Genomic DNA, 25,179 nt, shown 5'->3' with positions numbered 1-25,179 from the left:
GGCAAACTACACACTGTGCTTCGATACGACCTGATCAGCTGTCATGAATGCGGTGTGCTGTACCGAAAGCGCCCCTTGCGCCCGCGTGAAAAGGCGCGCTGCGTGCGCTGCCGCTCGGTGCTGTATCGTGCCACACCGGGAGGTGGTGCTTCCGCCGACCTGAACCGGGTGGTGGCGCTGACCCTGGGCGCCACCTTCATCTTCCTGATCGCCCAATTTTTCCCCATCGTCGAACTCGACGTCAATGGCCTGACCTCCAGCGCCACCCTGCTGGGCGCCATCCGCGTGCTGTGGCATGAGCAGATGCAGGTGGTGGCCACCATGGTCTTCCTGTTTACCATGCTGTTTCCCGCGATTGAACTGGGCGCCTTGCTGTACGTGTCGCTGGGCTTGCGGCTGGGCGTGAAAGTGACCGGTTTCAACCCGGTGCTGCGCGCGGTGCAGACGGCGCGCGCCTGGGGCATGACGGAAGTGCTGATGATCGGCATCCTGGTCACCGTGATCAAGATGACCAGTCTGGCCACCGTGGTGCCGCGCCCCGGCCTGTTTGCCTTTGGCGCGTTGACCATGATGCTGGCGATCGTAGTCTCGTTCGATCCGAAGGCGCTGTGGAATGCGGGCGATGATTTGACGCGCCAGGCCTTGCCCGGCATCGGCTACAAAAGCTTCGAACCCGGCGACGCGCTCCTGCCCTGCCACAGCTGCGGCCTGGTAGCACCGCCAGGCGGCACGGCCAAACACCCGCACTGCGTACGCTGCGGATCAACCCTGCATGGACGCCACCCGGACAGCATCAACCGCACCTGGGCGCTGCTGATCGCCGCCGCCATTCTGTATATCCCCGCCAACCTGCTGCCGGTGATGGTCACGCGCTCGCTGTTCGGCGTTGAAGACGACACCATCATGAGTGGCGTGGTGTTTTTCTGGACCAGCGGCTCGAAAGGCCTGGCCATCATTATCTTTATCGCCAGCGTCGTGGTGCCGATGCTGAAACTGGCCACCCTGGCGCTGCTGGCTTTCACGGCGCAGCGTCGTTCGCGCTGGCGTCCGGAGCAGCGCACCAAACTGTACCGCATGGTCGAATTTATCGGCCGCTGGTCCATGCTCGATATCTTTGTCGTCACCCTGACGGTGGCGCTGGTGCGCTTCGATGCCCTGGCCGTGATCACGGCCGGCCCGGGCGCGCTGGCCTTTGGCGCGGTGGTGGTGCTGACCATGCTCGCGTCGATGCAGTTCGATCCGCGCCTGATCTGGGACCCGGTCGACGAGGCGGCCAAACCGCATGAACCCGCTGTAAAAAACCTGGCAATTGGAGAGCATCATGTCTGACAAGGAAGAGGGCGGCGTACGCGCGCCCGATACGCGGCAATTGCCGGAACCGGACGTGGACAAGGCCAGCCGCTGGCTGCCGTCCTTGGTGTGGCTGATCCCGCTGCTGGCCGCGCTGATCGGCGCCGGCCTGGCCGCCAGGTCCATCCTCGACCAGGGGCCGACGGTGACCGTCAGCTTCAAGAGCGCCGAAGGGCTGGAGCCGGGCAAGACCAAGGTCAAGTACAAGGATGTCGATATTGGCCAGGTGCGTTCCATCAACCTTGGCGAGGACCTGAGCCGCGTGCTGGTGACGATCGAGATGAGCAAGGAAGCACGCCGCTTTGCCACTGCCGATTCGCGCTTCTGGGTGGTGCGTCCGCAGATCGGCGCCAGTGGCGTGACGGGCCTGGGCACCTTGCTGTCGGGCGCCTACATTGGCGTCGACACGGGCAAGTCAGTGACGAAGAAAGAGAGCTTCACGGGCCTGGAAAGTCCGCCCGCCGTCGATGGCGACCAGAAGGGGAAATTGTTCACCCTGCATGCGGAAAGCCTCGGTTCGGTCGACGTCGGTTCGCCCGTGTTCTTCCACCGCCTGCGCGTGGGCAAGGTGGCCAGTTTCAGCCTGGACAAGGATGGCAACGGCATTTCCATGACGGTGTTCGTCAATGCACCGTACGACCAGTTTGTTGGCAAGAATGCACGCTGGTGGCATGCCAGCGGCGTCGATGTACGTCTCGACTCGAACGGCTTCAAGCTGAACACGCAATCGCTGGCAGCGCTGCTGATCGGTGGCATTGCCTTCGAAGCGGAAAACGGCCGCAAGCCGCCCGAGCCGGCGCCTGCCAATACCGCTTTCCGGCTGGCCCCCGACGAGGCCAGCGCCATGCGTGAGCCCGACGGCGAAGCCATTACCACCGTCTTTTATTTCGACCAGTCCCTGCGCGGCCTGCAGCCCGGCGCCACGGTCGATTTCCGCGGCATCGTGCTCGGTGAAGTGCGCTCGGTAGGCGTCGAGTTCGACCCCGTGAAGAAGAATTTCCGCATGCCCGTTACGGTGAACCTGTATCCGGCGCGCCTGGGCATGCGCTTCCAGACGGCGGTGGCCAATGCGGAAGAGTCCAGGAGCAACCAGATGCTGGAGCGCATGGTCAGCCGCGGTTTGCGCGCCCAGCTGCGCACTGGCAACCTGCTCACCAGCCAGCTGTATATCGCGCTCGACTTCTTCCCGAAAGCGCCAGCTGTGGCGCTCGACACCAGCAAGTATCCGCTGGAAGTGCCGACCGTGCCGAACACGCTCGACGAATTGCAGACGCAGGTGGCCAGCATTGCCAGGAAGCTCGACCAGGTGCCGTTTGCCGACATCGGCAATAATCTGAACGCCACCATCAAGGAGGCCAATGCCTTGTTCAAGCAGCTCGACAGCCAGGTGGTGCCGGAAATGCGCGGCACGCTGACGGCGGCAAAAAATACGTTTGGCACGGCCGAACAGGTACTGCAAAAGGATTCGCCGCTGCAGTCCGACGTGCGCCAGGCCATGCAGCAGTTGACGCAAACCCTGCAGTCGCTCAACGCCCTGACCGATTACCTGGAACGCCACCCCGAGTCGCTGATCCGTGGCAAACAAGGAGATGAGAAAAAATGAAGACCATAGTTGCCATGCTGGCCGCCACCGTGCTGCTGGGCGCCTGCTCCACGACGCCGCCCGAGCATTTCTATACGCTGTCCGGCGGCGCCGAGTCGAACCTGCAGCCCGCCAAGCCGGTGCAGTATTACGTCGAGATGCTGGCCGTCAGCGTGCCGCAGCAGGTCAGCCGCAACCAGTTCGTGGTGACGGCGCCGTCAGGCCGCATCGAACTGCTGGAGCAGCAGCGCTGGGCCGGGCCGCTGGCCGGCGAGATCGGCCAGGCGCTGTCGACCGCCGTCACCGGCGAGCTGGGCGCGATCGACGTGTTCCGCACGCCGTACCCGGACAAGTTGCCGGTCTACCGCATCAGCACCAATGTGCAGCGCTTTGAATCGGTAATGAACGACCATGCGCTGATCGACGCCGTGTGGAGCGTGCGCGAGCTGGCCAGCAACAAGGTGGTCACCTGCCGTACCGTGGCCAATCAAAAGACCGGCGCCGGCTACGATGAGCTAGTGCTGGGCCACCGCCGCGCCGTGCAGGCAATCTCGAAACAGATGGCCGACGTGGTGCGCGGTTTCGGCACCGGCAATCCCGCCTGTCCCGCAATTTGAAAGAAGCTTCATATGTCACTGATTGATTTCACCACCCTGTCTGCGCTGGCCGCCACTTCCGCCAGCATCAGCCAGCCGTGCAGCTGCTGCACCGTGCCGCTGGACGCCTGGCAGCGCTTGCCCACCTCGCTGGAACTGGATCGCTTCGAGGAAGTGGGCACCCTGGTGGCAGACGCCTACGAGGAAACGTCGTTTGCCGAATACCACCCGCAGGGCACGCGCGACGACAGCCCCGACGCACCGATCGCGCCGCGCTACTATCCGGCCAACCGCAGCCAGGTGGCGCGCTGCCTCAATTGCGGCCGCTACTACCTGCGCTACAACGAGGCCGGTGGCTATTTCACCGAGCTGCGCATCCGCGCGCTACGGCCGGAATTGCTGGTGGATGCTGCGTAGGCCGTAGCAGGTGCGCCGCGCCGCAAGCCGGCCCGGCCTGCTTTTCGCCAGGCTCGCCGCCGTGCAGTTACCGCGTCATTACTGAACTACGGCGCTACCCGCAGCAAGACGTCAGCGTGGTGATGGCCAGTAAAGTTGGAAAACATCTGACCGCGCAACTGGACCTGCTGGCCCAGCTGCGGCCTGAGGGCGGCGTATTGCTCGGGCGTCAGCACCAGCTGAATTTCCCGCACATCCTTGTGCGCCTCGTGCTCGGACCTGCCATCGTCCCGGGTGCAGATCGCCTGCGCGAGCGTCAGGTAAAAGCCGGTTTCGGCTTCGTCACCATCGGCGATGCTCTCGAAGTTCGGGCGGCCAGGAAACGTTGCCCGATGCAAGGTGCCGCTCAGGGCCACTGTGTCTGGCTCATATTTCAGGCAATCGGCGGCATGGGCGGCCGAGCAAAGCAGGCTGATAAACAGCAAACTCAACAGCTTCAGGCGAATCGCCATGGCAGCTCTCCAGTAAAAGCACTGGGCTTATATTAGCGGGGGTTTTGTAGCGAGCAAGGTGATTTGATGAACCTTGCTTAACTGTAATGAAGAAGCCCCAGGCGAATCAGCGGCATGCGCAGCGGATTTGGTCGGGGGCGAGAGGATTCGAACCTCCGGCCTCTGCGTCCCGAACGCAGCGCTCTACCAGGCTGAGCCACACCCCGCCGACTGCTATTGCATGACAGCAGACGGCGGGGCAGCTTTCAAGCGGAGGTATCAACGGGCTTGTTTTTTCTCCTGCTGGGCTTTTTTGATATCCGCTTCCGTCACTTTCTTCGCTGGCGCATTGGTCGCGGGCGCCTTCGGGGCCTTGCGCACGGCCTGGGCTTCTGCCATGACGGCGCCGCAGTCGGTGTCCGGGGCGCGGTCGACGTTGATCAGGGGCAGGATGGCGGCGACCGGGGCGACTATGGTGGCCAGGGCCACGGCGGCGCCGGCTTTCAGGGCCAGCGGGCCTTTTTGCGGGCCGATTTTCGGATCCTTGAAAGTGCCTTTTGCGTACAGCGGGGTGCGCAGCGAGAACACGCGGGCACCCTTGGTTTTCGGGCGGATGTCGAGGTCCAGCGCTTCGCTGGCCAGGCTGACGTTGCCCGTGACATTGACGACGGCGTTGTCGGTGTCGAGCACGAAGCGGCGCACGTCGGCCACGCCGTTCTTGACGGCAAAGTCGCTGGCCAGGCAGTTCAGTTGCACCTGTTTGTCGCCGAACACTTTCACGAACACGGCGTTGGCCAGGTTCAGGCCGGCCAATTCCAGGATGAACTGGCTGACCGTGCCTTCGCTGACGGTGGCCGCCAGTTCGCCATTGGCGCTGGCCAGCATGGTCGACACGGAATTGCCGTGGCCGGTCAGGGCGGCGTCGGCATAGACTTCACCGAAGCTGGCCTGCATCGATTGCAGTTTCGGGAACAGTTCGCGTATCTTGAGATGGCGCGCCGCCACCCTGGCCTGCGCAGCGATGATTTTCTGGCGGCCGTCGAGCGTGATGTTGGAGGTGACGTCGCCGCCGGCCAGGCCGAAGTTCAGCGGCGTCAGGCTCAGTACTTTGTCTTTCATCTGGATATGGGCAACGATGTCCTTGAACGGGATATCGTGCGTGCGCACCAGTTTCTTGCCCGAGAATTTTACGTCGGCATCGAGTGCATCCCACTTGGCCGTGTTGAACTGTTCCACCGGCAAGGCCTTGTCGGCTGGCTGGTTTGCCGCCTTGCCGCGCGATTTTTTGCTGGCATTGCTTTCGGCGCCGATGGTCGGCCCCAGGTCTTCCAGGCGCAACTGCTGCGAGACCAGTTCGCCACGCAGCAGGGCGCGCGGTTTGCGCGGCAGGTATTGCAGGGTGCCGGCCAGGTCGCTCTCGCCTACCTTGCCCTTGAATTTTTCATAGGTCCAGTTCCAGATGTCGCCCTCTTTTTTGCCCAGCAGGCGGCCGCGGGTGGCATATTCCGGGGTTTCCGGCAGCAGCACGCCTGTCAGCGGATACAGGTCGGCCATGCTGGCGCCTGCCAGGCTCAGCTGCAAGTCGATGCCGGACAGGCTGCGCGGGTCGGTCAGGGTGCCGTCCACGCTGGCTTTGTTCTTGCCCAGTACGGCATGGGCCTGGATCGGATAGACGGTATGGTCGTCGGTCAGTGACAGTACGGCACCGGCCTTGCCGCCACCGGTGACGGGGGCTTTGCGGTAGGTGCCGCCCAGCGTGAAGGCGATGCCGAATTTTTCGACTTTTGCACCGGCCGGCGCATCATTTGGCGTGGCGTCCGGTGCGGTGGAGCTGACCTTGGCGTTCAGGTCCATGTCGATGGTCTGGTCGAGGTAGCGCAGGGTGCCGGAGGCAAACGCCATGCGCTGGATTTCCACGTCCCATTCCGAGGGGCCATTGTCTTTCAGGGTCCAGCTGTTGCTGCCGTCGGCACGGCGCTGCAAGGCAACTTGTGGTGCTTCCAGCGCCAAGTCGGTCAGTACCACGCGATGGCTGAGCAGGGGCAGCAGATGGGTCGACACCACGATGCGCTGGGCGCTGGCCATCTGCTTGCCGGCCGTGGCCCAGTCGGGATTGCTGATCCGCACGTCATTGGCGGTAATCGTCGGGCGCGGCACGTAGCGGCGCCAGCCGGCTTCGGTTGTCAAGCCCTGGTGGAATTTGACTTGCAGGTCGCCGCCGATCACGAATTCGCGGCCCGTGCTTTCCGATACCTTTCGGTTGATATAGGGACGGGCGCGATTCCAGTCGAAGGTCATGAGGAAAATGACAATCAGAAGTATCACTGCCAACAGGCTGGCCAGTGTCCAGCCGACTATTTTCAAAGGTTTTGCGCGTGCCATAACAGATCCCGGTCATTTTGATTTTCACTGCAATGTAGGGGAAATGAAGCTGCGGGTCGGTTCGGTACCATACGCAAGCGGCCAGGCCGGCGCACCATGAAAAACGGCGCCATCGGCGCCGTTGTCATGCTCGCTGCGTGAATCGTGATCAGTGGTTGCGGGCCACGGCGAACGAGCACAGTTGCAGCATCGACTGTTTATACACGCTGTCGGGCCAGCCGGCGATGGCGTCGGCCGCGCGCCGGGCGGCAGCTTCCGCCTGCTGGCGTGTGTAGTCGAGCGCGCCGCTGCTGGTAATGGCGGCCAGGATGGCGTCGAAATGCTGTTCGTCGCCCTGTTCGATACAGCTGCGTACCAGCTCGCGCTGTTCCGGCGTGCCGTTTTCCATCAGGTAGATCAGCGGCAGTGTCGGCTTGCCTTCACGCAGGTCGTCGCCCACGTTCTTGCCGATTTCCGTGGCGTCGCCTGCATAGTCGAGCACGTCATCGATCAGCTGGAAGGCGGTGCCCAGCGAGCGGCCATATTCGGCCGCCGCTTCGATATCGGCTTCGCTGGCGCCGGCGATCAGCGCGCCCAGCTGGGCCGATGCTTCGAACAGCTTGGCCGTCTTCGAGCGGATCACGGTCAGGTAGCTTTCCTGCGTGACATCCGGATCGTGCATGTTCAGTAACTGCAGTACTTCGCCTTCGGCGATCACGTTGGTGGCGTCCGACAGGATTTGCATCACGCGCATATTGTCCAGCGCTACCATCAGCTGGAATGAACGCGAGTGCAGGAAGTCGCCCACCAATACCGAGGCGGCGTTGCCGAACAGTGCATTGGCTGTCTGGCGGCCACGGCGCATCGATGATTCATCGACCACGTCGTCGTGCAGCAGCGTGGCGGTATGGATGAATTCGACTACGGCGGCCAGTTCATGGTGCGCCGTGCCGCGATAAGCGTGGGCCTTGGCGACCAGCAAGATCAACACGGGGCGGATGCGTTTGCCGCCTGCGCTGATGATGTATTCGGCGATCTGGTTGATCAGAATGACATCGGAATGCAGTTTTTGGCGGATCACCGTGTTGACTGCGTCCATATCGGCGGCAATCGTTTCCACGATGGTGTTTTGATTAACGTGTTTGTGAGCGTCAGACAAGGCGAACCTGCAGTAGATTGTGGGTGCGACGATTATACGACATGGCTTGCTGGCGCGTGCCGTTTGACATGGTTACAGAGCAATGATTGCCTTTCCGTCCATCACGGCGCTGTGCTGCCAGCGCAGCGGGGTTGTCGACATACCACGATCATCCGCCTTTGTGAATAGTTTTTGACGCGATTTCTCAGGCCGTGTATAATCGCTGGTTCCCCCTGTTGTGCACGGCTTGCTTTTCATGGCGGTGGGACAAATTCTTTCAACATTTGATGAGGTTTCAAATCATGTACGCGGTCATAAAAACCGGTGGCAAACAATATAAAGTTGTCGCTGGCGAAAAACTTAAAGTAGAACAGATACCGGCAGACATTGGTTCCGAAATCACCATCGATCAAGTTCTCGCAGTAGGCGCGGGCGACACCATTAAATTTGGTGCGCCATTGGTCGAAGGTGCAACGGTACTGGTTACGGTTGTGGCGCATGGTCGCCATGATAAGGTCAAAATTTTCAAGATGCGTCGTCGTAAGCACTACCAGAAGCATCAAGGCCATCGCCAGAATTTTACCGAAATCCAAATCGTTTCGATCAACGGCTAATCGCCGCTGTCCGACATAATCAGCTATCAAGGAGTCTTAAATGGCACACAAAAAAGGCGGCGGCACAACGCGAAATGGCCGTGATTCAGAATCAAAACGTCTGGGCGTCAAAGTCTACGGCGGCCAAACCATCAATGCCGGCGGCATCATCATTCGTCAACGCGGCACCCCAGTGCGCGCCGGCGAAGGCGTAGGCATGGGCAAGGACCACACTCTGTTCGCGTTGATCGCTGGCAAAGTGAAGTTCGTTGTCAAAGGTGCTGGCTCGAAGCAGTTCGTGACCGTTGTAGCAAACGAAGCAGTACCAGCGTAATTCCCGCCCGGAGCGATACGTCGCTCCGCTGGAATCGCATGATGTAAGGCGCAAGCCTTCAATCGAAAGGCTCTGCCCAAGGTAGAGCCTTTTTAGTTTTATGGCGGCAAAATTATGAAGTTTATTGACGAAGCAAAAATCGAAGTCATCGCGGGCGATGGCGGCAACGGCTGTGCCTCTTTCTGCCGTGAAAAATTCCGACCTTTTGGCGGTCCCGATGGCGGCGATGGCGGAAAGGGCGGCACCATCTGGGCAGTCGCCGACCGCAATATCAATACGCTCGTTGATTTCCGTTTTTCCAAAATGCACAAAGCCAGGAATGGCGAACCTGGCCGTGGCGCCGATTGCTACGGCAAGGGCGCTGACGATATTCACCTGCGCATGCCGGTCGGCACCCTGATCGTCGACCATGCCAGCGGTGAAATCCTGGCCGACCTGACCGAACATGGCCAGATCGAAATGCTGGCCAAGGGCGGCGAAGGCGGCTGGGGCAATATCCACTTCAAGTCCTCGACCAACCGCGCACCACGCCAGAAGGGCGAGGGCAAGGAAGGCGAACGCCGCGAACTGCGCCTGGAACTGAAAGTGCTGGCCGATGTGGGCCTGCTGGGCATGCCGAACGCCGGCAAGTCGACTTTCATTTCGGCCGTCTCGAACGCGCGCCCGAAAATTGCCGATTATCCATTTACCACCCTGCACCCGAATCTGGGCGTGGTGCGCGTGTCGCACGAGAAGAGCTTTGTGATCGCCGATATTCCCGGCTTGATCGAAGGCGCTTCCGAAGGCGCGGGCCTGGGCCATCAATTCCTGCGCCATTTGCAGCGCACCGGCTTGCTGCTGCATATCGTCGACCTGGCGCCGTTTGAAACCAATGTCGATCCTGTCAAGGAAGCCAAGGCACTGGTCAAGGAACTGAAAAAGTACGACGAGTCGCTGGTCGACAAGCCGCGCTGGCTGGTGTTGAACAAGCTCGACATGGTGCCGGAAGAAGACCGTAAAAAGCTGGTCAAGGACTTCCTCAAGCGTTTCGCCTGGAAGGGTCCCGTGTTCGAGATCTCCGCGCTGAACCACCAGGGTTGCCCGGAACTGGTCAATGCCATCTACCAGCACCTGGAAGAGAAGAAACACAGCGAAAGCCGTGCCGAAGAAACGCAGATGACCGAAGAAGCACGCGGCATTTCGTCGATCGACCCGGACGATCCGCGTTTCAAGATCCTGGACTAGGCATTTGACGCCGGTACAGGCCGGCGCTGAGCCATCCCTGCGCAAGCTGGGTTGGCAGCGCCGTGTATTGCAACTGATTACTGCCGCCTACGGGCTGGGCGCATTCGCCTGCCTGCTGTTCGCCGATGAGATGGCGGCCGGCATGGGCATCTTTCTCAATGGCGTGAACGGCTACAGCCAGTTCTACGCCACGCATGTCGGCCTGTGGGGCGCTACCGCGCTCCTGGCGCTGTTCGCGGCACGGCAGGGCGAAATGCCCGTCCTCGGCGATATCACTGCAATATTGGTCCTGGCGCAGCCGGCCGGCCGCCTGTTCGCGGCTATCAGCTTCGGCTTGCCCCAGGGTGTGGTGTTGTACATGTGCGCGATGGAGTTGGCAGTGGGGCTGGTGTTGCTCTTGCTGCGTCCCGCGCGCTGACAGATAAGAGCGTCCATGGATTCCGTGATTCAAAAAGCTACCCGTATCATCATCAAGGTCGGCTCCTCGCTGGTCACCAACGACGGCCGTGGCCTCGACCATGCCGCCATCGCGCGCTGGGCCGCGCAGATCGCCGGCTTGCGCGCCCTTGGCAAGGAAGTGGTGCTGGTCAGTTCCGGCGCCATCGCCGAAGGCATGCTGCGCCTCGGTTTCGAGCGCCGCCCCACCGATATCCACGAATTGCAGGCCTGCGCCGCCGTCGGCCAGATGGGCTTGGCGCAAATCTACGAAAGCAGCTTTCGCGCGCACAGCCTGGGCACGGCACAAGTGCTGCTGACGCACGCCGACCTGGCCGACCGCGAACGCTACCTGAACGCCCGCTCCACGCTGACCACTTTGCTGCGCCTGGGGGTGGTGCCGATCATCAACGAGAACGACACGGTGGTCACCGATGAAATCAAGTTCGGCGACAACGATACCCTGGGCGCGCTGGTGGCCAACCTGATCGAAGCCGATGCGCTGGTGATTCTGACCGACCAGCACGGCCTGTTTTCGGCCGATCCGCGCAAGGACCCGAACGCCTACCTGATCACGCAGGGCGTGGCGGGCGACCCGGCGCTGGAAGCGATGGCCGGCGGCGCCGGCAGCAGCCTGGGCCGTGGCGGCATGCTGACCAAGATCCTGGCCGCCAAGCGCGCCGCCAAGTCGGGCGCGCATACTATCATCGCTTGGGGGCGCGACAGCGACGTACTGAGCCGCCTGGCGCAAGGCGAAGCGATCGGCACGCAATTGCGCGCGCAGACGGGCCAACTGACGGCGCGCAAGCAGTGGATGGCCGACCATTTGCAAACCGCTGGCGCAGTGGTGCTCGACGCGGGCGCCGTGCAAAAGCTGCAACTGGAAGGCAAGTCACTGTTGCCGATCGGCGTGGTGGCGGTGCAGGGTGAATTTGGCCGCGGCGCCGTGATCACCTGCCTCGATGGCACCGGCGTGCCGGTGGCACGTGGCTTGTGCAACTACACCAGCGGCGAAGCACGCCGCATCATGCGTAAACCTTCGAACGAGATTGAAGCTATCCTCGGCTTTATTGAAGGCCATGAGTTGATTCATCGCGATAATATGGTGTTGTTGTAATGAAAAGCGCTCCGAGTGGCCTGATGCCGTTAAGCTGAGAGCGTCGGGAGATGTCGCATTTGCCCCAAACAGCGGAAATGCCGGGGTCGGACCCGCCGGGTCCGACCCCAGAACTTGCTTCTTGGGTGAAAAAGAACACTAACTGAACGGCATTCGTCCGATGAGCCGCCTTCAGCTTCAGGTCAGCGCCGGCATCGGCGTTTTTTCCTTGTAATCGCACAAGTCGGCAATCATGCAATTCCAGCACTGCGGTTTGCGCGCGATGCAGGTGTAGCGGCCATGCAGTATCAGCCAATGATGCGCATCGAGCAAAAATTCCCTGGGCACGAACTTGAGCAATTTTTGCTCGACGATCTCGACATTCTTGCCCGGTGCAATGCCGGTGCGGTTCGAGACGCGAAAGATATGCGTGTCGACCGCCATCGTCAGTTCGCCAAACGCCGTATTCATCACCACATTGGCCGTCTTGCGGCCCACGCCGGGCAGCGCTTCGAGCGAGGCGCGGTCGCGCGGCACTTCGCCGCCATGCTGGTCGAGCAATATCTGGCAGGTGGCGATGACGTTTTTGGCCTTGGTGCGAAACAGGCCGATGGTACGGATATAGCTGGCCAGTTCATCGACACCCAGCGCCAGTATCGCAGCTGGCGTATTGGCCACCGGATACAGCACGCGGGTGGCCTTGTTGACGGAGACATCGGTCGCCTGCGCCGACAGCAGCACGGCGATCAGCAGTTCGAACGGCGTGGTGTACTCGAGTTCGGTCTTCGGTGCAGGGTTGGCAGCGCGAAAGCGCTTGAAAATTTCCAGGCGTTTGGCAGCGTTCATGCGTCTTTTTCCGGCGTCTCGGGTGTGACAGGGGCGCTGGCGGCAGCCGCCTTGGCGCGCGCGCGCTCCATGGCGGCAGCAATAATCGCGCGCTTGCGTTCTTTTTCGGCCGCTTCGGCCGTCGTGGCGGGCACTTCCTGCTGGAGCTCCTGCATTTTGGAGACAGCCTTGGCGGCCAGGCGCGCGTCGTTCTCGTCGGCTTCGCGGCGCAGCCGTTGCGTGCGCAGATCGTGGCGCGCGCGCGCGTCATCGGCGTCAAGCGCGCTCCAGGCATCCCATCCGGTAGCGTCACCGCTGACCGGATACATGACGATGCAGTCGACCGGGCAGGGCGCCACGCACAGGTCGCAGCCAGTGCACAGGCTGGCTACCACCGTGTGCATCTGCTTGGCCGCGCCGCTGATCGCATCGACCGGGCAAGCCTGGATGCACAGGGTACAGCCGATGCATAGCGATTCATCAATGTAGGCGACTGAACGGGGACGTTCGAAGCCATTGACGGGGTTCAGTGGAATGACTTTTTTGCCCAGTAAATTGGCCAGCAGCGCGATGCCTTGCGCACCGCCCGGCGGGCACTGGTTGATCTCGGCGCTGCCTGCGGCAATCGCCTCGGCATACGGGCGGCAGCCGCTGTAGCCGCATTTGGTGCATTGCGTTTGCGGCAGCAAATCTTCTATCTGGTCGGCAAGGGAGGGGGTAGCTTGGTGCGGCACGGTGATCTTTAATGCTCAAAAACCTTATTATCGGCCATCTGGCCTGTGCACAAGTGAAAAACCTGTGCGGCACAGGACTTGCGTTGGGAAAGACATGTATTGTATTTCCAACAGGAATTAATGACGTCCAATAAACAACTTTTAAAAAGTGCCATTGTATGTGACGATGAGGTCAGGCCATACCGTCAAAAACCGACCACATTACCCGCGCCTTTACTTGATATGCCGGGTGACAGGAGCAGTACATGCGTTTTTTGCGCACAGTTGCTTTGTCCTTGATCACTTTCTGCGCCATGCCCGCCTTGCACGCGCAGGTGGCGCCGCCCCTGGGCGTTCTGCGCTTCGCCACTGATGACTGGCCGCCTTTTGTATCGCCCAGCTTGCCGGCCAATGGCATGTCGGCTGCCATGGTCAGTGCCGTCTTCGAGCGCGTGGGGTATCAGGTCGAGTATGAGTATTTCCCCTGGAAGCGAACCATGCAGTTGGGCCTGAGCAGCCCCCGCTATGCCGGCTTCATGGCCGTATGGCGTACGCCGGAACGGGAGACGCGTTGTTATTTTTCTGTCCCTATTGGCAATACGCATGGTGTGCTGGCGTATCTGAAGGAGGACGGTGCACCCGGTGCCACACTGCAGGAACTGGGCAAGGTGCGCATCGGAACGGTTGCCGGCTATGCCAACGGCGAGCAGTTCGACGCGATGGTGGCGCGCGGTGAACTGAACACCGAAGAAGGCCTGAACGATGCCACCAACCTCAGGAAACTGTTGATCGGGCGTTATCGCGTGATCGTCATCGAGCGCCATGTGCTGCAGCATTTGCTGAGAGGACCTGGTTTCAGCAGGGCGGAACGCGAGCGCATCGCGGTGGTCGACACCGCCTTCAGGGAGCGTTCCGTGCATGTCTGCTTCAAGCGCGATGCGGGCGGCGCGCTGCAGCAAAAACGTTTCAACGAGGCTGCACGCGAAGTCGACCTGGCCAGGCTGGAGCGTGATTACTGGAAACGCCTGGACCAGGCCATGGCCAGCGTACCGGCCGCGCCATAAAAAACGGCACGCCGCGTGATGCCGGCGTGCCGTTCTGGGCGAAGCGTGCTGATCAGGAATACTTCTGGATGAATTCACCGATTTTGGGGCAGATGATCTCGCGCCAGCGGCGGCCCGAGAAGATGCCGTAGTGGCCGCATTTCGGCGCCACGAAGTCTTGCTGCATGTCGGCCGGAATGCTGCTGCACAGGTCATGCGCGGCCTGCGTCTGGCCGGCGCCGGAAATGTCGTCCAGCTCGCCTTCGACGGTAAACAGCGCCACGTTGGTGATATCTTGCGGACGCACCAGCTGCCCGCCGACTTCCCACGTGCCCATCGGCAGGCTGAAGTCCTGGAATACGGTTTTAATCGTTTCCAGATAATACTCGGCCGGCATGTCCAGCACCGCGTTGTACTCGTTGTAGAACTGGCGGTGGCCTTCCGCCGGTTCGTCGTCGCCGGTGACCAGATGCATGTAGAACTCGCGGTGGCTTTGCGCGTGGCGGCCAGGGTTCATGGCGATAAAGCCTGCGTGCTGCAGGAAGCCCGGATAGACCTTGCGGCCAAAGCCCGGATAGTTCGGCGGCACTGCGTAGATCACGGTGTTTTCAAACCACGAAAATTTCTTTTCTGTCGCCAGGTTGTTCACTTGCGTCGGCGAGCGGCGCGGATCGATCGGGCCGCCCATCATGGTCATGGTTTTCGGCATGTGCGGATCTTTTGCCGTCGCCATCAGCGAGATGGCGGCCAGCACCGGCACGGTCGGCTGACAGACCGAGATCACATGCAGATCGGGCGCCAGCAGGCGCATGAATTCCTGCACATAGTAAATGTAGTCGTCCAGGTGGAACGGACCTTCGCTCAAAGGCACCATGCGCGCGTCGGTCCAGTCGGTGACGTAGACATCATGCTCGGCCAGCAGACCGCGCACGGTGTCGCGCAGCAGGGTCGAGTGGTGACCGGAGAGGGGAGCGACGAGCAGGACTTTCGGCTGTTGCAAACCAGCTGTTTCTTTTTTGAAGTGGATCAGGCGACAAAATGGTTTTGTCACGACAACGTGTTCGCTGATGTCGACGCTCTCGCCTTTGACGAGTACGGATGTGATGTCAAATTGGGGTTTTTCGTAGTCTTTGCCAAGGCGGTACATCAGCTCGTAGCCGGCTGCGATGCGTTGCGAAAACGGCGTGTGGGCCAGAGGGGAAACCGGGTTGGTAAATAACTTGGAGGACATGTCTGCCCATTGCATCACCGGGGTGAGGAAAGAGCGTTGCAGTTCGTGCAGTTGGTAAAGCATATAGAGTCCTTGTTTAATTCCAAGCGCCAATGTGGCTCAAATATCATAATCCAATTCTATGACATTTGTTGAGGACAAAATGTGCTTTAACACGCACAGGGCCACACTTTGCGGCTTTCTGTCTCCAATCGCGCCACACTTGCATGGCAGTCGTGCAACCATGTTTTTAACATAAAAAAAGCAGCGTTTCCGCTGCTTTTCTGGGGGTTTGCCGGCTGCTGTTACTTGATCAGCAAGTGCAGCTTGTCCTTGACGTCCTTCATTTCCTCGGCTTCCGGCAAGGCGGCCTTGGTCTTGGTGATCGACGGCCAGTTGCGCGCCAGGTCGACGTTAATCTTGATAAAGGCTTGCTGGTCGCCCGGCACGTCTTCTTCCGCGAAAATCGCGTTCACCGGGCATTCGGCCACGCATACTGCGCAGTCAATACATTCGTCCGGATCGATCGCCAGGAAATTCGGGCCTTCCCGGAAACAATCTACCGGGCAGACATCGACGCAATCGGTGTAACGACAGGCGACACAGGATTCGGTGACAACGTGGGTCATAACAGTCCTATCAAATGGGGAGGTGCTGTAGCGCCTGCAGGAACTTCAACGGCGCGTACTAAAGCAAAGCACCGTATTTTAAGGCAATTCGCCACTTCTCACAAATCCGCTTTATATACAATACATATAAGCAAATTCATTTTGTGGCGCTGCCGGGCCGCGCGGGAAGCGGGCCGGGGGCGCTATAGACAGAAAAACCACAGGCGAGGCACTGTGGCTTTATTCAGGTCAAACTTTTCAAACAAATCAGGCGTTGGCGCGGATTTTCTCCAGCAGTTGCTGCCAGCGCGCCATGTCGGCGCTGCCATCCTCGGCAAACGTGACGGTATGCTGGTTGCCGGGGGCCTCGACGGTGATGCGCCATTGCGCGATATCGGCCCCCATCGGTTCGCTGTCGGCCAGGTCATTGGCGGGCGGCGCCGTAAAGAAGCCGCAACCGGCCAGTGCTGCCTCCAGCGCATGACCGGCGGGATGAGCAAGAGTGTCGATTTCGTAGTGCTCGCCAAGGCCTGCAAAACCACCGCTGCTGCTTGCTGAAATTTTCATGTTGTTTCCTGTGATGAGTGGCTGGAGTGCCGGTTCAATCATGGCGCGGGCCATAGTCGCGGCACCAGGCGGCCAGCGCCTCGCGCTCCGCATCGAAGGCCTGGTCGGCCGCGCTGTATTGGGCGTTGTTCATGGTACCGCAGCAGGCGCGGCGGTCCTGTACGGCGCCGTCGTCATCCTCGGCGCCCGGTGCAAACTGCGCCATGTCATTTTCGCCGCCGCCATCGAGCTGCGCACCGAGCACTTCGCGTACCGTAAAACTGTTGCGGATAAACTCCAGGTAGGCGTCCTTGCCATCGGCCGCCGCCAGCGACAGCATTTGGTTGGCCACGTCGGCGTAGGTGGCCGCGCTGCCGGGCGCGGCCAGCAGGGCGCGCAGCACCAGGCTGCACAGGTATTCGCCGCAGGCCAGCAGCACGGCCGCATCGTCTTTCAGCTGCGGCCGGCGTTCATGGTCGAAAATGTCGGCCAGGATGTCGTAGATGGCGCCGGTAAATACTTGCGAGATGGCGTGCACTTCGGTGCCTGCTTCCGACAGTTTGATGTCATTGTCTGCGTTGCGCAAGCCGTTGGGCCGGCCCAGTGCCAGGCCGAACTGTTCGGCCAGGTCGGCCAGGAAGGTCTTGTCGTGCAGGTCGGCCTTGGTTTGCGTGATCACCGCTTCGACCTGGTCCAGTTGCGACAAGGCCAGGAAGATGGCAGTCAGGTCGCCGAACGATTCATGCAGCCCGCCCGTTTGCGGCGGGTTGCTGTTGAGCAGCCAGTTCGGTTTCAATCCGTCAAGCACGGCGTGGCCCGTTTCATGCGAGACGATATCGAGCGAACGGCAGGTGTACACGCGTTCGGTGGCGCCGCTGGGAATAAAGTCGCCGAATTTCAGCGCCTTTTCCCGGCGGCTGTAATAGGCGTTCATGACATTGGGCAAGCCGTGCGGAAACACGTGCAGCGGATCGGTATTGCTGGCGCCGTTCCATTGCCAGGGCAGCGGCGCGGCCGTGCCGTCCAGTGCCAGCGCGCGCTGAAACATGGTCAGGGTCATGCGCACGATGGCGAAGGTATGGACGGCGTCGAACTGGTCGGTATTGGGTGAGACAATGAAGTCGCCAAAGGTGTTCGGGCTGACCTGAGTGATGCCGGGTTGGCCGGACGTGATGCGTGCGTCGCGCGGCCCTTCCAGGATCAATCCTGGCAGGAAAGCCTTGCGCGTGCCCAGTTCGCTGACCGATGGATCCTGCTTCCAGACCAGCACGCGCGCGCCGGCGGCGATGGCGGCAGCTTTGCGCACGGTGGGCTCATTCAGGCGCGGCAGCCCCGGCTGCAGGGTCAGTTGCGCCTGCTTGCGGTGCTGGCGGTAGGGCGCCGACGGCGTCGGCACATAGCCGACCGGCAGCGAAACGCATTTGGTCAGCACGGCTTCGACCGGGACGATGACTTTCTGGTCCATGATGGCTCTCCACGACAGGGGTAGATGGAGCTGGAATAGTCGACCCGGGCGGCGATATGGGGTTTGACCCCGCGCAAACGATGTGAGGGACGGGGCGGCTGGTATCATGGCAACCTTGCTACTACCCGTTTTGACGAAAAGGAAGGTTTGATGGCGGATATAAATATAGTTCAGCAACATAAGCTGACAGCGGAAAAAGCCCGTGCGGCGGCGCAGCAGGTGGCCGACAAGCTGGCTCAGGAATATGATCTGTCGTGCGCTTGGGATGGCGATGTATTGCGCTTCGAGCGCAGCGGCGTCGATGGCGCGCTGACCCTGGAGAAAGACCAGGCCCAGCTCAACCTGAAGCTCGGTTTCATGCTCAGCGCCTTTGCTCCCATGATCGAAGACAAGATCGCCGACAAGATGCGCAAGGTGTTCGCCGACGTGTCCTGAGTTTACGGTTCATCGATTGCTTGTGCTGCCTTATTGTCCCGCCTTATGTGTGCTAGCGAACATTGCTAGCACACTTTGCACCGCAGTGTCACTGGACTTTGGCCTGTTTTGTTGCTATACTTGCCGCCTATTTACAACGACTACCCCTTTGCAGCACTGCTGCTCCGCAGGTATTGTTCGCTGATGCAGCGAGCAATCATCTCAGGGCCTTGCGCCCGCATCCAGCAAGCATTTTGACCCGTTTTTTTTGGTCAAATACATTTGGTTCCATGTATTTGCATGGCACCGCGCGCCGCTGAAAGTCCTGAACCCCAGCCTCTTTCAGCACGCACACCGACACCCCGGCATGGCTAGCGTCTGTCCGGCAACACGCGTGTCACCCTTTTTCCTGTCGCTCCCGTGCGCTTGTCAGCGCCATTGCGCAGCCGACGGAAAAAGCTTTGCTGATCCCCGCCGCAGGCGTACTGCCTGCCGGGTTTCAATCCATTCGTCAAATCGAGGGAGAACCACAACGTGGCAAAACAAATTATTATCGACCATGTATTCAAAGTATTTGGCGACCAGCCGAAAGAAGCCCTGGCACTGGTCCGTCAAGGCGCCAGCAAGCAGGATATCCTGGCCCAGACCGACTGCACCATCGGCGTATTCGACGCCACCTTTACGATTGAAGCGGGCGAGATCTTCGTCATCATGGGCCTGTCCGGTTCCGGCAAGTCGACCCTGGTGCGCATGCTCAACCGCCTGATCGAGCCGACCGATGGCCGCATCCTGATCGACGGCAACGACATCAATACCTTGCCCGACGCCCAGTTGCGCGCGCTGCGCCGCAAGGACATCAGCATGGTGTTCCAGTCGTTCGCGCTGCTGCCGCAAATTACCGTACTCGACAATACCGCCTTTGGCATGGAGCTGGCCGGCATGCCCAAGGCCGAGCGCCATGCGCTGGCCCAGCAGGCACTGGAGCAGGTAGGCCTCGATGGCTACGGTGCCAGCTACCCTGACGAATTGTCGGGTGGCATGCAGCAGCGCGTGGGCCTGGCCCGTGCGCTGGCCTGCGATCCGTCGATCCTGCTGATGGACGAGGCGTTTTCCGCGCTCGACCCGATCATGCGCACGGAAATGCAATCGGAACTGCTGCGCCTGCAACAGATCAAGCGCCGCACCATCGTCTTTATTTCCCACGACCTCGACGAAGCGATGCGCATCGGCGACCGCATCGCCATCATGAAAGATGGCCATGTGGTGCAAGTGGGCACGCCGGAGGAAATCCTGCGTAAGCCTGCCAACGACTACGTGCGCAACTTCGTGCGCGGCGTCGATGCAGCGGCCGTCTTCAAGGCCAGCGATATTGCCCGCAAGAGCCAGATCGTGGTGTCCGAGTCGCCTGCCCGCGGTTCGCGCGCCGCGCTGTCGATGCTGGAAGAGCAGGATCGCGCCTATGCCTATGTCGTCAGCCCACAGCGCAAGTTTCTCGGCGTGGTTTCGGCCGACTCGCTGCGCAATGCGCTCGATGGCCATGTCGGACCGCTGGGCCTGGCGCATGCCTACCTGCCCGATGTGACGACCATCGATGCCGATGAACCGGTCGCCGGCCTGTTCGGCCAGGTGGCGCAACTGCCTTACGCCGTCCCTGTGGTGGCCAACGATGGCAGCTTCCGTGGCGCCATCAGCAAGACCACCTTGCTGAAGTTCCTGGACCGCGATACGCCAGCCATAGCCGAGCCACAATTACAGAAAGGACAAGCATGAATCCAGCTACCGTCAATGCAGTAAAACCAGTCGTCGAACAGACGACACAGATCAATCCCTGGCTGCCATCCGCGCCCGGCGACACCTCGTGGCTGGACGCTGCTGCACCCGCCATCACGCCTGAACACGCCGCCGGCGGCTTTCACCTGACGCAAATTTTTGACGGCTCGCTGCCGCTGGAAGCCTGGATCAACCAGGGTTTGGGCTGGGTCGTGGCCAATTTCCGTCCCTTCTTCCAGGCCGTGCGTGCGCCGATCGACGCCACCCTGACGGGCGTGAGCGACGTGCTGCTGGCGGCGCCGTCGCTGACGGTGATCGCCATTATCGGCCTCTTGGCGTGGCAATTTACCAGCCGTGCGCTGGCGATCGGCACCGTGCTGGCGCTGCTGGTAGTGTCCATGCTGGGCATCTGGCCGGAAGCCATGATCACCCTGTCGCTGGTGCTGACCTCGCTGGTGTTCTGCATGATTATCGGTTTGCCGCTGGGTATTTTCCTGGCCAGCAGCGACCGTGCGCAAAACATCTTGCGCCCGTTGCTCGATGCGATGCAGACTACGCCCGCCTTTGTTTACCTGGTACCGGTGGTGATGCTGTTTGGTATCGGCAATGCGCCTGGTGTGATCGTCACGATTATCTTCGCGCTGCCGCCGCTGGTACGCCTGACCAACCTCGGCATACGCCAGGTGCGTCCCGACCTGATCGAAGCGGCGCGTGCCTATGGCGCCTCGCCATGGCAACTGCTGTCCCGCGTACAGTTTCCGCTGGCCATGCCGAACATCATGGCCGGCATCAACCAGTCGCTGATGCTGTCGCTGTCGATGGTGGTGATCGCTTCGATGATTGCCGTCGGCGGCCTGGGCCAGATGGTCTTGCGCGGCATTGGCCGCCTGGACATGGGCCTGGCGACCATTGGTGGTCTCGGCATCGTGCTGCTGGCCATTACGCTGGACCGTCTGACGCAAGCGATGGGCCAGCCCCGCCGCGGCGTGCGTCACTGGTACCAGACCGGCCCGGCCGGTTTCGTGATGCGCCTGGTGCGCGGCAAGCCGGCGCAGGACGCCGCACCAGCGCCGCTGGCGACCGCACAATAACAAGAAAATAACAAGAAAGGAATTCCATGCATCAAGTTGAACATTTTAAAGTGACACAAAAATCGCAACGCAAGTTCCAGTGGCTGTCGTTCCTGGGCATTGCGGCCCTGGCCCTGAGTACCAGCCTGGCCATGGCGCAAACGCCGGCGGCCAGCCTGCCCGGCAAGGGCATCAAGGTGCAGGCGCTGCAAAGCTCGATCGCGGAAGAAACCTTCCAGACCATGCTGGTCGAGCGCGCGCTGGAAAAACTCGGTTATGAAATGCAGCCGGTCAAGGAAGTGGAGTATCCGACCGCGCATATCGCCATTGCCAATGGCGACGCCACCTTTTTGGCGGTGCATTGGGACCCGCTGCACAAGGATTACTACGACCATGCCGGTGGCGACGCCAAACTGCTGCGCACCGGCCAGTATGCGGGTCCGGCCGCGCAGGGCTATCTGATCGACAAAAAGACGGCCGAGAAGTACCACATCACCAATATCGACCAGCTGCGCGACCCGACCCTGGCCAAGCTGTTCGATCACGATGGCGACGGCAAGGCTGATCTGACCGGTTGCAATCCGGGCTGGGGCTGCGAGGCGATGATTGAAAACCATATGGACTCCTACAAGCTGCGCGATACCGTGCAGCATGTGCAGGGCAGCTATTCTGCCTTGATTGCCGATACCATCGGGCGCTACAAGCGCGGCGAACCTATCCTGTACTACACGTGGACGCCGTACTGGGTCAGTGGTGTGCTGGTGCCGGGCAAGGACGTGGTATGGCTGAAAGTGCCATTCTCGTCGAATCCTGACAAGACCAATACCCGCATGATGGACGGCAGCGATTATGGCTTTGCCGTCAACACCACACGCATCGTCGTGAACCGTGCCTGGGCCGGGAAAAACCCGGCGGCCGTGAAGCTGTTTGAGGTCATGCGCTTGCCGATCGCCGACATCAATGCGCAAAACGAGCGCATGCGCAGCGGCGAAAACACCCAAGCCGATATCGCCCGCCATACGGCTGGCTGGATCAAGTTCCACCAGAAGACATTTGACGGCTGGATCGCGCAAGCACTGGCGGCTGCCAAGAAATAAGTTTCAAGCAAAAATGGCTGCCTGTGGCAGCCATTTTTGCATTATTGCGTTAGTCGCCTGTTGCCAGAACGCGTAGCTTAGTCTTTCAGATCTTCGATCAGATCAATGTACTGCTGTTGCGCGTCCTCTTTCGAGGTGCCGGCCAGGGCAGCCCAGGCGTCGAACTTGGCGCGGCCGACGAAATCGGTCATGCCAGGACGGTCACCGGTGGCGTCGCCGCTGGACGCTTGCTTGAACAGGGCATAAATTTTCAGCAAGGTCATATTGTCCGGACGTTCGGACAGGGTCTTGGAATCGAGCTGGGCTTGGTCGAATTGCTCTTGCAGGGTCATATAGTCTCCTCAATGCTGGGTGGATCACTGTAACGGTCAAGCGGCAGTGCGGCGGAGTGGCCACCGTGCCTGCCGCGGTGCCTGACATCATAGTAAAAAAACCGCGCGGCGCATTAGAGGGCCGCCTCAAAAAAACGCCGCCTGAAAAGGCGGCGCATGGTGCGGCTGAAGGGGCAATTACACGCCCAGCAGTTCGACGTCGAAAATCAGGGTGGCGTTCGGTGGAATCACGCCGCCGGCGCCGCGTGCGCCATAGCCCAGTGCTGCAGGAATGATCAGCTGGCGCTTGCCGCCGACTTTCATGCCTTGCACGCCTTCGTCCCAGCCCTGGATGACGCGGCCTGCGCCCAGCGGGAATTCGAATGGATCGTTGCGGTCCTTGCTCGAATCAAATTTCGAACCGGCGCTGCCGTCGTCGTTTTGCAGCCAGCCAGTGTAGTGCACGACAACATTGTTGCCGGCTTTGGCTTCGGCGCCTTCGCCGATCACGGTGTCCGTGTATTGCAGGCCGGAGGCGGTGGTGGTGATGGACATGATATTCCTTGTAGTGACGATAAAAGCTACAGATTGTAGAGCATGGGCCGCGAATGCGCCACGCTGCGCGTTATCGTGCCTGCCGCCACCGCCCTCGACCATTTTTGTCATCAGTGTGTCGTCGATTATTGCTATCATCGCGCCTCGCACCGTTTTGTTTGACGACGTACATGAAGGGACGCCCTGATGCGCAATGTAATCAATTCCTATGGCCGTGCGCTGCTGTCCCAGCTGCATGGCAAGATGCTGCTGCTGAGCGCGCTGCCTTTTTTGCTGTCGCTGCTGCTGTGGGGCGCCTTGCTGTGGTTCGGCCTGCAGCCGCTGATCGACAGCCTGCACGCCTGGTTTACCGAATACGATTTCTTCCGCACCAGCAGCGCCGTGCTGAGTACCTTTGGCCTTGGCATGCTGAAAGCCGTGATCGTGCCGTTGATCGCCATGTTCATGCTGCTGCCGCTGATGATACTGACGGCGCTGATCTTCATGGGCCTGTTCGCCATGCCGGCGATTGCGCGCCATGTGGGCGGCCGGCATTTTCCGCAGTTGGAACAAAAGCATGGCGGCAGCGTGCTGGGCAGCGTCGGTACTTCGCTGGCTACGTTCTTGTTGTTCATTCTGGCCTGGGTGGTGATGCTGCCGCTGTATGCGTTTCCACCGGCGGCGCTGGTGGGCCAGGCCGTGCTGTGGGGCTGGCTGACCTACCGCGTGATGGCGTATGACGCGATGGCTGACTACGCCAGCGTGGAAGAGCGCCAGGCCATCATGCGCGCGCACCGCACGCAGCTGTTCGTGATCGGCCTGGTCTCCGGTGTGGCCGGCGCCGTGCCCGGCATGCTGTGGATGGGCGGCGTGATGTCGGTGGTGTTCTTTCCGTTCCTGGCGGGGTTCGCCATCTGGCTGTATGTGCTGATCTTTATTTTCACCGGCCTGTGGTTCCAGTACTACTGCCTGGAAGCGCTGGCGGCGCTGCGTGGCGTGCGCGGCATGCAGGATGTGCCGGCGGCCGACGCGTAACCTCATATCGAATCGAACAAGGAGTGACATGGCTATCGGACTGATCATCATTGGCGACGAAATCCTGTCGGGCAAGCGCACCGACCAGCATTTCCCGAAAGTGGTGCAATTGCTCAAGGCGCGCGGCTTGCAGCTGAGCTGGGCGGAATATGTGGGTGACGAGCCGGAGCGCATCGTCGCCTTGCTCAAGCGTACCTTTGCCAGCGGCGACATCGTGCTGTGCTTTGGCGGCATCGGCGCCACCCCGGACGACCATACGCGCCAGGCGGCGGCAACCGCTTTGGGCCTGCCGCTGGTATTGCACCCGCAAGGCAAGTTGAACATCCAGCAGCGCATCACGGAAATGGGCGCCGAGGCGGGCGTGGCGGTCGACCTGGAATCGCCGGAAAACCTGCACCGTCTGAAAATGGCCGAGTTTGCCGAGGGCGCCGAGCTGATCCCGAATCCGTACAACAAGATTGCCGGTTTTGCCGTGCGCGAGCATTATTTCGTGCCCGGTTTCCCTGTCATGTCGTGGCCGATGATCGAATGGGTGCTCGACACGCACTACGCCCACCTGTTCAATCAGGTGCCGCATGCTGAACATGCGCTGCTGGTGTATGAAACAGCCGAGTCCTTGCTGACGCCGCTGATGGTGAAGCTCGAAGCGCAGTTCCCTTTGATCAAGGTATTCAGCCTGCCCAGCGTGGGCGACGCGCAGACGCGCCGCCATATCGAATTGGGCGTGAAAGGCGAACCGGGCCAGGCTGCCAGCGCGTTTGCCGACATGCGCGCCGCGCTCGACACGCTGGGCGCTGAATACCACACCATCTGACTCCTGCGACAGCGGCGCCGGGCGTTTTGCCGTCCGGCGCAGAGCCACCTTGCAGCTATGTACGCAAGCGTACACACCGGACGTTGTTTTTTGGCGAAAATCCTCAGTCTGGAAAAATTTTTGTGCGC

Annotated in this window: 27 protein-coding genes and 1 tRNA gene; 16 read left to right on the top strand and 12 right to left on the bottom strand. The window is 60.8% G+C overall.

Annotation, left to right across the window (positions count from 1 at the left end):
- The first annotated feature begins 54 nt into the window (after nucleotides 1-54).
- The 4 genes from ACQ4WM_RS12500 to ACQ4WM_RS12485 are packed head-to-tail and all read left to right on the top strand — an operon-like array spanning nucleotide 55 to nucleotide 3,945.
- Nucleotides 55-1,329 (top strand): paraquat-inducible protein A, encoded by a 1,275-nt coding sequence (locus tag ACQ4WM_RS12500; RefSeq protein ID WP_436546985.1) that lies wholly within the window; start codon nucleotides 55-57, stop codon nucleotides 1,327-1,329.
- Nucleotides 1,322-2,953, top strand: a complete 1,632-nt coding sequence (locus ACQ4WM_RS12495) for a PqiB family protein (RefSeq protein WP_436546984.1) — start codon at nucleotides 1,322-1,324, stop codon at nucleotides 2,951-2,953. Before ACQ4WM_RS12500 ends, ACQ4WM_RS12495 begins: the two co-directional genes overlap by 8 nt.
- The gene (locus ACQ4WM_RS12490) at nucleotides 2,950-3,549 is read left to right on the top strand and encodes a PqiC family protein (protein WP_436546983.1); all 600 of its coding nucleotides are present in this window, start codon (nucleotides 2,950-2,952) and stop codon (nucleotides 3,547-3,549) included. Before ACQ4WM_RS12495 ends, ACQ4WM_RS12490 begins: the two co-directional genes overlap by 4 nt.
- A gap of 12 nt (nucleotides 3,550-3,561) precedes the next feature.
- Entirely contained in the window at nucleotides 3,562-3,945 is a 384-nt protein-coding gene (locus ACQ4WM_RS12485) for a hypothetical protein (protein WP_436546982.1), read from the top strand.
- 86 nt (nucleotides 3,946-4,031) lie between these two features.
- Here the strand turns inward: ACQ4WM_RS12485 and ACQ4WM_RS12480 are convergent, their stop codons facing one another.
- The 4 genes from ACQ4WM_RS12480 to ispB form a co-directional block, all read right to left on the bottom strand.
- Entirely contained in the window at nucleotides 4,032-4,436 is a 405-nt protein-coding gene (locus ACQ4WM_RS12480; RefSeq protein ID WP_436546981.1) for a DUF4431 domain-containing protein, read from the bottom strand.
- Between the two features lie 128 nt (nucleotides 4,437-4,564).
- Nucleotides 4,565-4,642, bottom strand: a tRNA-Pro gene (locus ACQ4WM_RS12475).
- Nucleotides 4,643-4,694: 52 nt separating this feature from the next.
- Entirely contained in the window at nucleotides 4,695-6,797 is a 2,103-nt protein-coding gene (locus ACQ4WM_RS12470) for an AsmA family protein (protein WP_436546980.1), read from the bottom strand.
- Nucleotides 6,798-6,945: 148 nt separating this feature from the next.
- Nucleotides 6,946-7,935, bottom strand: a complete 990-nt coding sequence (gene ispB / locus ACQ4WM_RS12465) for an octaprenyl diphosphate synthase (protein WP_436546979.1) — start codon at nucleotides 7,933-7,935, stop codon at nucleotides 6,946-6,948.
- A gap of 281 nt (nucleotides 7,936-8,216) precedes the next feature.
- On the opposite strand from ispB, the gene rplU reads away from it, so the two are divergent.
- The 5 genes from rplU (at nucleotide 8,217) to proB (ending at nucleotide 11,617) form a co-directional block, all read left to right on the top strand.
- Nucleotides 8,217-8,528, top strand: coding sequence for a 50S ribosomal protein L21 (gene rplU / locus ACQ4WM_RS12460; RefSeq protein WP_038500602.1), 312 nt, complete (start codon nucleotides 8,217-8,219; stop codon nucleotides 8,526-8,528).
- Between the two features lie 40 nt (nucleotides 8,529-8,568).
- A complete protein-coding gene (rpmA, locus tag ACQ4WM_RS12455) occupies nucleotides 8,569-8,841 on the top strand; it encodes a 50S ribosomal protein L27 (RefSeq protein WP_094445744.1) in 273 nt (90 codons plus the stop codon).
- Nucleotides 8,842-8,955: 114 nt separating this feature from the next.
- Nucleotides 8,956-10,065, top strand: a complete 1,110-nt coding sequence (gene obgE, locus ACQ4WM_RS12450; protein ID WP_308922867.1) for a GTPase ObgE — start codon at nucleotides 8,956-8,958, stop codon at nucleotides 10,063-10,065.
- Between the two features lie 4 nt (nucleotides 10,066-10,069).
- On the top strand, nucleotides 10,070-10,483 hold the full coding sequence (locus ACQ4WM_RS12445) for a hypothetical protein (protein ID WP_436546978.1): 414 nt from the start codon (nucleotides 10,070-10,072) through the stop codon (nucleotides 10,481-10,483).
- Nucleotides 10,484-10,498: 15 nt separating this feature from the next.
- Nucleotides 10,499-11,617, top strand: a complete 1,119-nt coding sequence (proB, locus tag ACQ4WM_RS12440) for a glutamate 5-kinase (protein WP_436546977.1) — start codon at nucleotides 10,499-10,501, stop codon at nucleotides 11,615-11,617.
- 177 nt (nucleotides 11,618-11,794) lie between these two features.
- Here the strand turns inward: proB and nth are convergent, their stop codons facing one another.
- Nucleotides 11,795-12,442, bottom strand: coding sequence for an endonuclease III (nth, locus tag ACQ4WM_RS12435; RefSeq protein ID WP_436546976.1), 648 nt, complete (start codon nucleotides 12,440-12,442; stop codon nucleotides 11,795-11,797).
- Nucleotides 12,439-13,161: an electron transport complex subunit RsxB gene (rsxB, locus tag ACQ4WM_RS12430; protein ID WP_436547040.1), complete on the bottom strand. Its 723-nt coding sequence runs from the start codon at nucleotides 13,159-13,161 to the stop codon at nucleotides 12,439-12,441. Before rsxB ends, nth begins: the two co-directional genes overlap by 4 nt.
- A gap of 239 nt (nucleotides 13,162-13,400) precedes the next feature.
- Between rsxB and ACQ4WM_RS12425 the strand changes: the two genes are divergently transcribed.
- Nucleotides 13,401-14,198 (top strand): substrate-binding periplasmic protein, encoded by a 798-nt coding sequence (locus ACQ4WM_RS12425; protein ID WP_436546975.1) that lies wholly within the window; start codon nucleotides 13,401-13,403, stop codon nucleotides 14,196-14,198.
- 52 nt (nucleotides 14,199-14,250) lie between these two features.
- Here the strand turns inward: ACQ4WM_RS12425 and ACQ4WM_RS12420 are convergent, their stop codons facing one another.
- The 4 genes from ACQ4WM_RS12420 to ACQ4WM_RS12405 form a co-directional block, all read right to left on the bottom strand.
- A complete protein-coding gene (locus tag ACQ4WM_RS12420; protein WP_436546974.1) occupies nucleotides 14,251-15,471 on the bottom strand; it encodes a polyhydroxyalkanoate depolymerase in 1,221 nt (406 codons plus the stop codon).
- Between the two features lie 221 nt (nucleotides 15,472-15,692).
- The gene (gene fdxA, locus ACQ4WM_RS12415; RefSeq protein ID WP_065307363.1) at nucleotides 15,693-16,016 is read right to left on the bottom strand and encodes a ferredoxin FdxA; all 324 of its coding nucleotides are present in this window, start codon (nucleotides 16,014-16,016) and stop codon (nucleotides 15,693-15,695) included.
- Between the two features lie 246 nt (nucleotides 16,017-16,262).
- Entirely contained in the window at nucleotides 16,263-16,562 is a 300-nt protein-coding gene (locus ACQ4WM_RS12410) for a protealysin inhibitor emfourin (RefSeq protein ID WP_436546973.1), read from the bottom strand.
- Between the two features lie 34 nt (nucleotides 16,563-16,596).
- The gene (locus ACQ4WM_RS12405) at nucleotides 16,597-18,006 is read right to left on the bottom strand and encodes a gluzincin family metallopeptidase (RefSeq protein ID WP_436546972.1); all 1,410 of its coding nucleotides are present in this window, start codon (nucleotides 18,004-18,006) and stop codon (nucleotides 16,597-16,599) included.
- A gap of 150 nt (nucleotides 18,007-18,156) precedes the next feature.
- Here ACQ4WM_RS12405 and ACQ4WM_RS12400 point away from each other — a divergent pair, with 150 nt between their 5' ends.
- The 4 genes from ACQ4WM_RS12400 to proX all read left to right on the top strand — a co-directional run bounded on the left by ACQ4WM_RS12400 (nucleotide 18,157) and on the right by proX (nucleotide 22,357).
- Nucleotides 18,157-18,441: a polyhydroxyalkanoic acid system family protein gene (locus ACQ4WM_RS12400; RefSeq protein ID WP_436546971.1), complete on the top strand. Its 285-nt coding sequence runs from the start codon at nucleotides 18,157-18,159 to the stop codon at nucleotides 18,439-18,441.
- Nucleotides 18,442-18,954: 513 nt separating this feature from the next.
- Complete coding sequence (proV, locus tag ACQ4WM_RS12395) at nucleotides 18,955-20,190, top strand: glycine betaine/L-proline ABC transporter ATP-binding protein ProV (protein ID WP_436546970.1); 1,236 nt, start codon at nucleotides 18,955-18,957, stop codon at nucleotides 20,188-20,190.
- Nucleotides 20,187-21,281 carry a glycine betaine/L-proline ABC transporter permease ProW gene (proW, locus tag ACQ4WM_RS12390; protein WP_436546969.1) on the top strand — a complete coding sequence of 365 codons (1,095 nt, stop codon included), beginning with the start codon at nucleotides 20,187-20,189 and terminating at the stop codon, nucleotides 21,279-21,281. The genes proV and proW overlap by 4 nt, the downstream gene beginning before the upstream one ends.
- A 26-nt stretch (nucleotides 21,282-21,307) precedes the next feature.
- Nucleotides 21,308-22,357, top strand: coding sequence for a glycine betaine/L-proline ABC transporter substrate-binding protein ProX (gene proX, locus ACQ4WM_RS12385; RefSeq protein ID WP_436546968.1), 1,050 nt, complete (start codon nucleotides 21,308-21,310; stop codon nucleotides 22,355-22,357).
- A gap of 77 nt (nucleotides 22,358-22,434) precedes the next feature.
- Here the strand turns inward: proX and ACQ4WM_RS12380 are convergent, their stop codons facing one another.
- On the bottom strand, nucleotides 22,435-22,689 hold the full coding sequence (locus ACQ4WM_RS12380) for an acyl-CoA-binding protein (protein WP_436546967.1): 255 nt from the start codon (nucleotides 22,687-22,689) through the stop codon (nucleotides 22,435-22,437).
- A 177-nt stretch (nucleotides 22,690-22,866) separates the two neighbouring features.
- Nucleotides 22,867-23,223 carry an FKBP-type peptidyl-prolyl cis-trans isomerase gene (locus ACQ4WM_RS12375; protein ID WP_436546966.1) on the bottom strand — a complete coding sequence of 119 codons (357 nt, stop codon included), beginning with the start codon at nucleotides 23,221-23,223 and terminating at the stop codon, nucleotides 22,867-22,869.
- A 186-nt stretch (nucleotides 23,224-23,409) separates the two neighbouring features.
- On the opposite strand from ACQ4WM_RS12375, the gene ACQ4WM_RS12370 reads away from it, so the two are divergent.
- Both ACQ4WM_RS12370 and ACQ4WM_RS12365 read left to right on the top strand, forming a co-directional pair.
- Nucleotides 23,410-24,237 (top strand): EI24 domain-containing protein, encoded by an 828-nt coding sequence (locus ACQ4WM_RS12370; RefSeq protein WP_436546965.1) that lies wholly within the window; start codon nucleotides 23,410-23,412, stop codon nucleotides 24,235-24,237.
- A gap of 28 nt (nucleotides 24,238-24,265) precedes the next feature.
- Nucleotides 24,266-25,051 carry a competence/damage-inducible protein A gene (locus ACQ4WM_RS12365; RefSeq protein WP_436546964.1) on the top strand — a complete coding sequence of 262 codons (786 nt, stop codon included), beginning with the start codon at nucleotides 24,266-24,268 and terminating at the stop codon, nucleotides 25,049-25,051.
- Nucleotides 25,052-25,179: the final 128 nt, after the last annotated feature.

Source organism: Janthinobacterium longum (assembly GCF_051380735.1).
Taxonomy (GTDB): Bacteria; Pseudomonadota; Gammaproteobacteria; order Burkholderiales; family Burkholderiaceae_D; genus Janthinobacterium.
The sequence above is the reverse complement of the archived record's forward strand: the minus strand, read 5'-3'. Positions and strand labels throughout refer to the sequence as shown.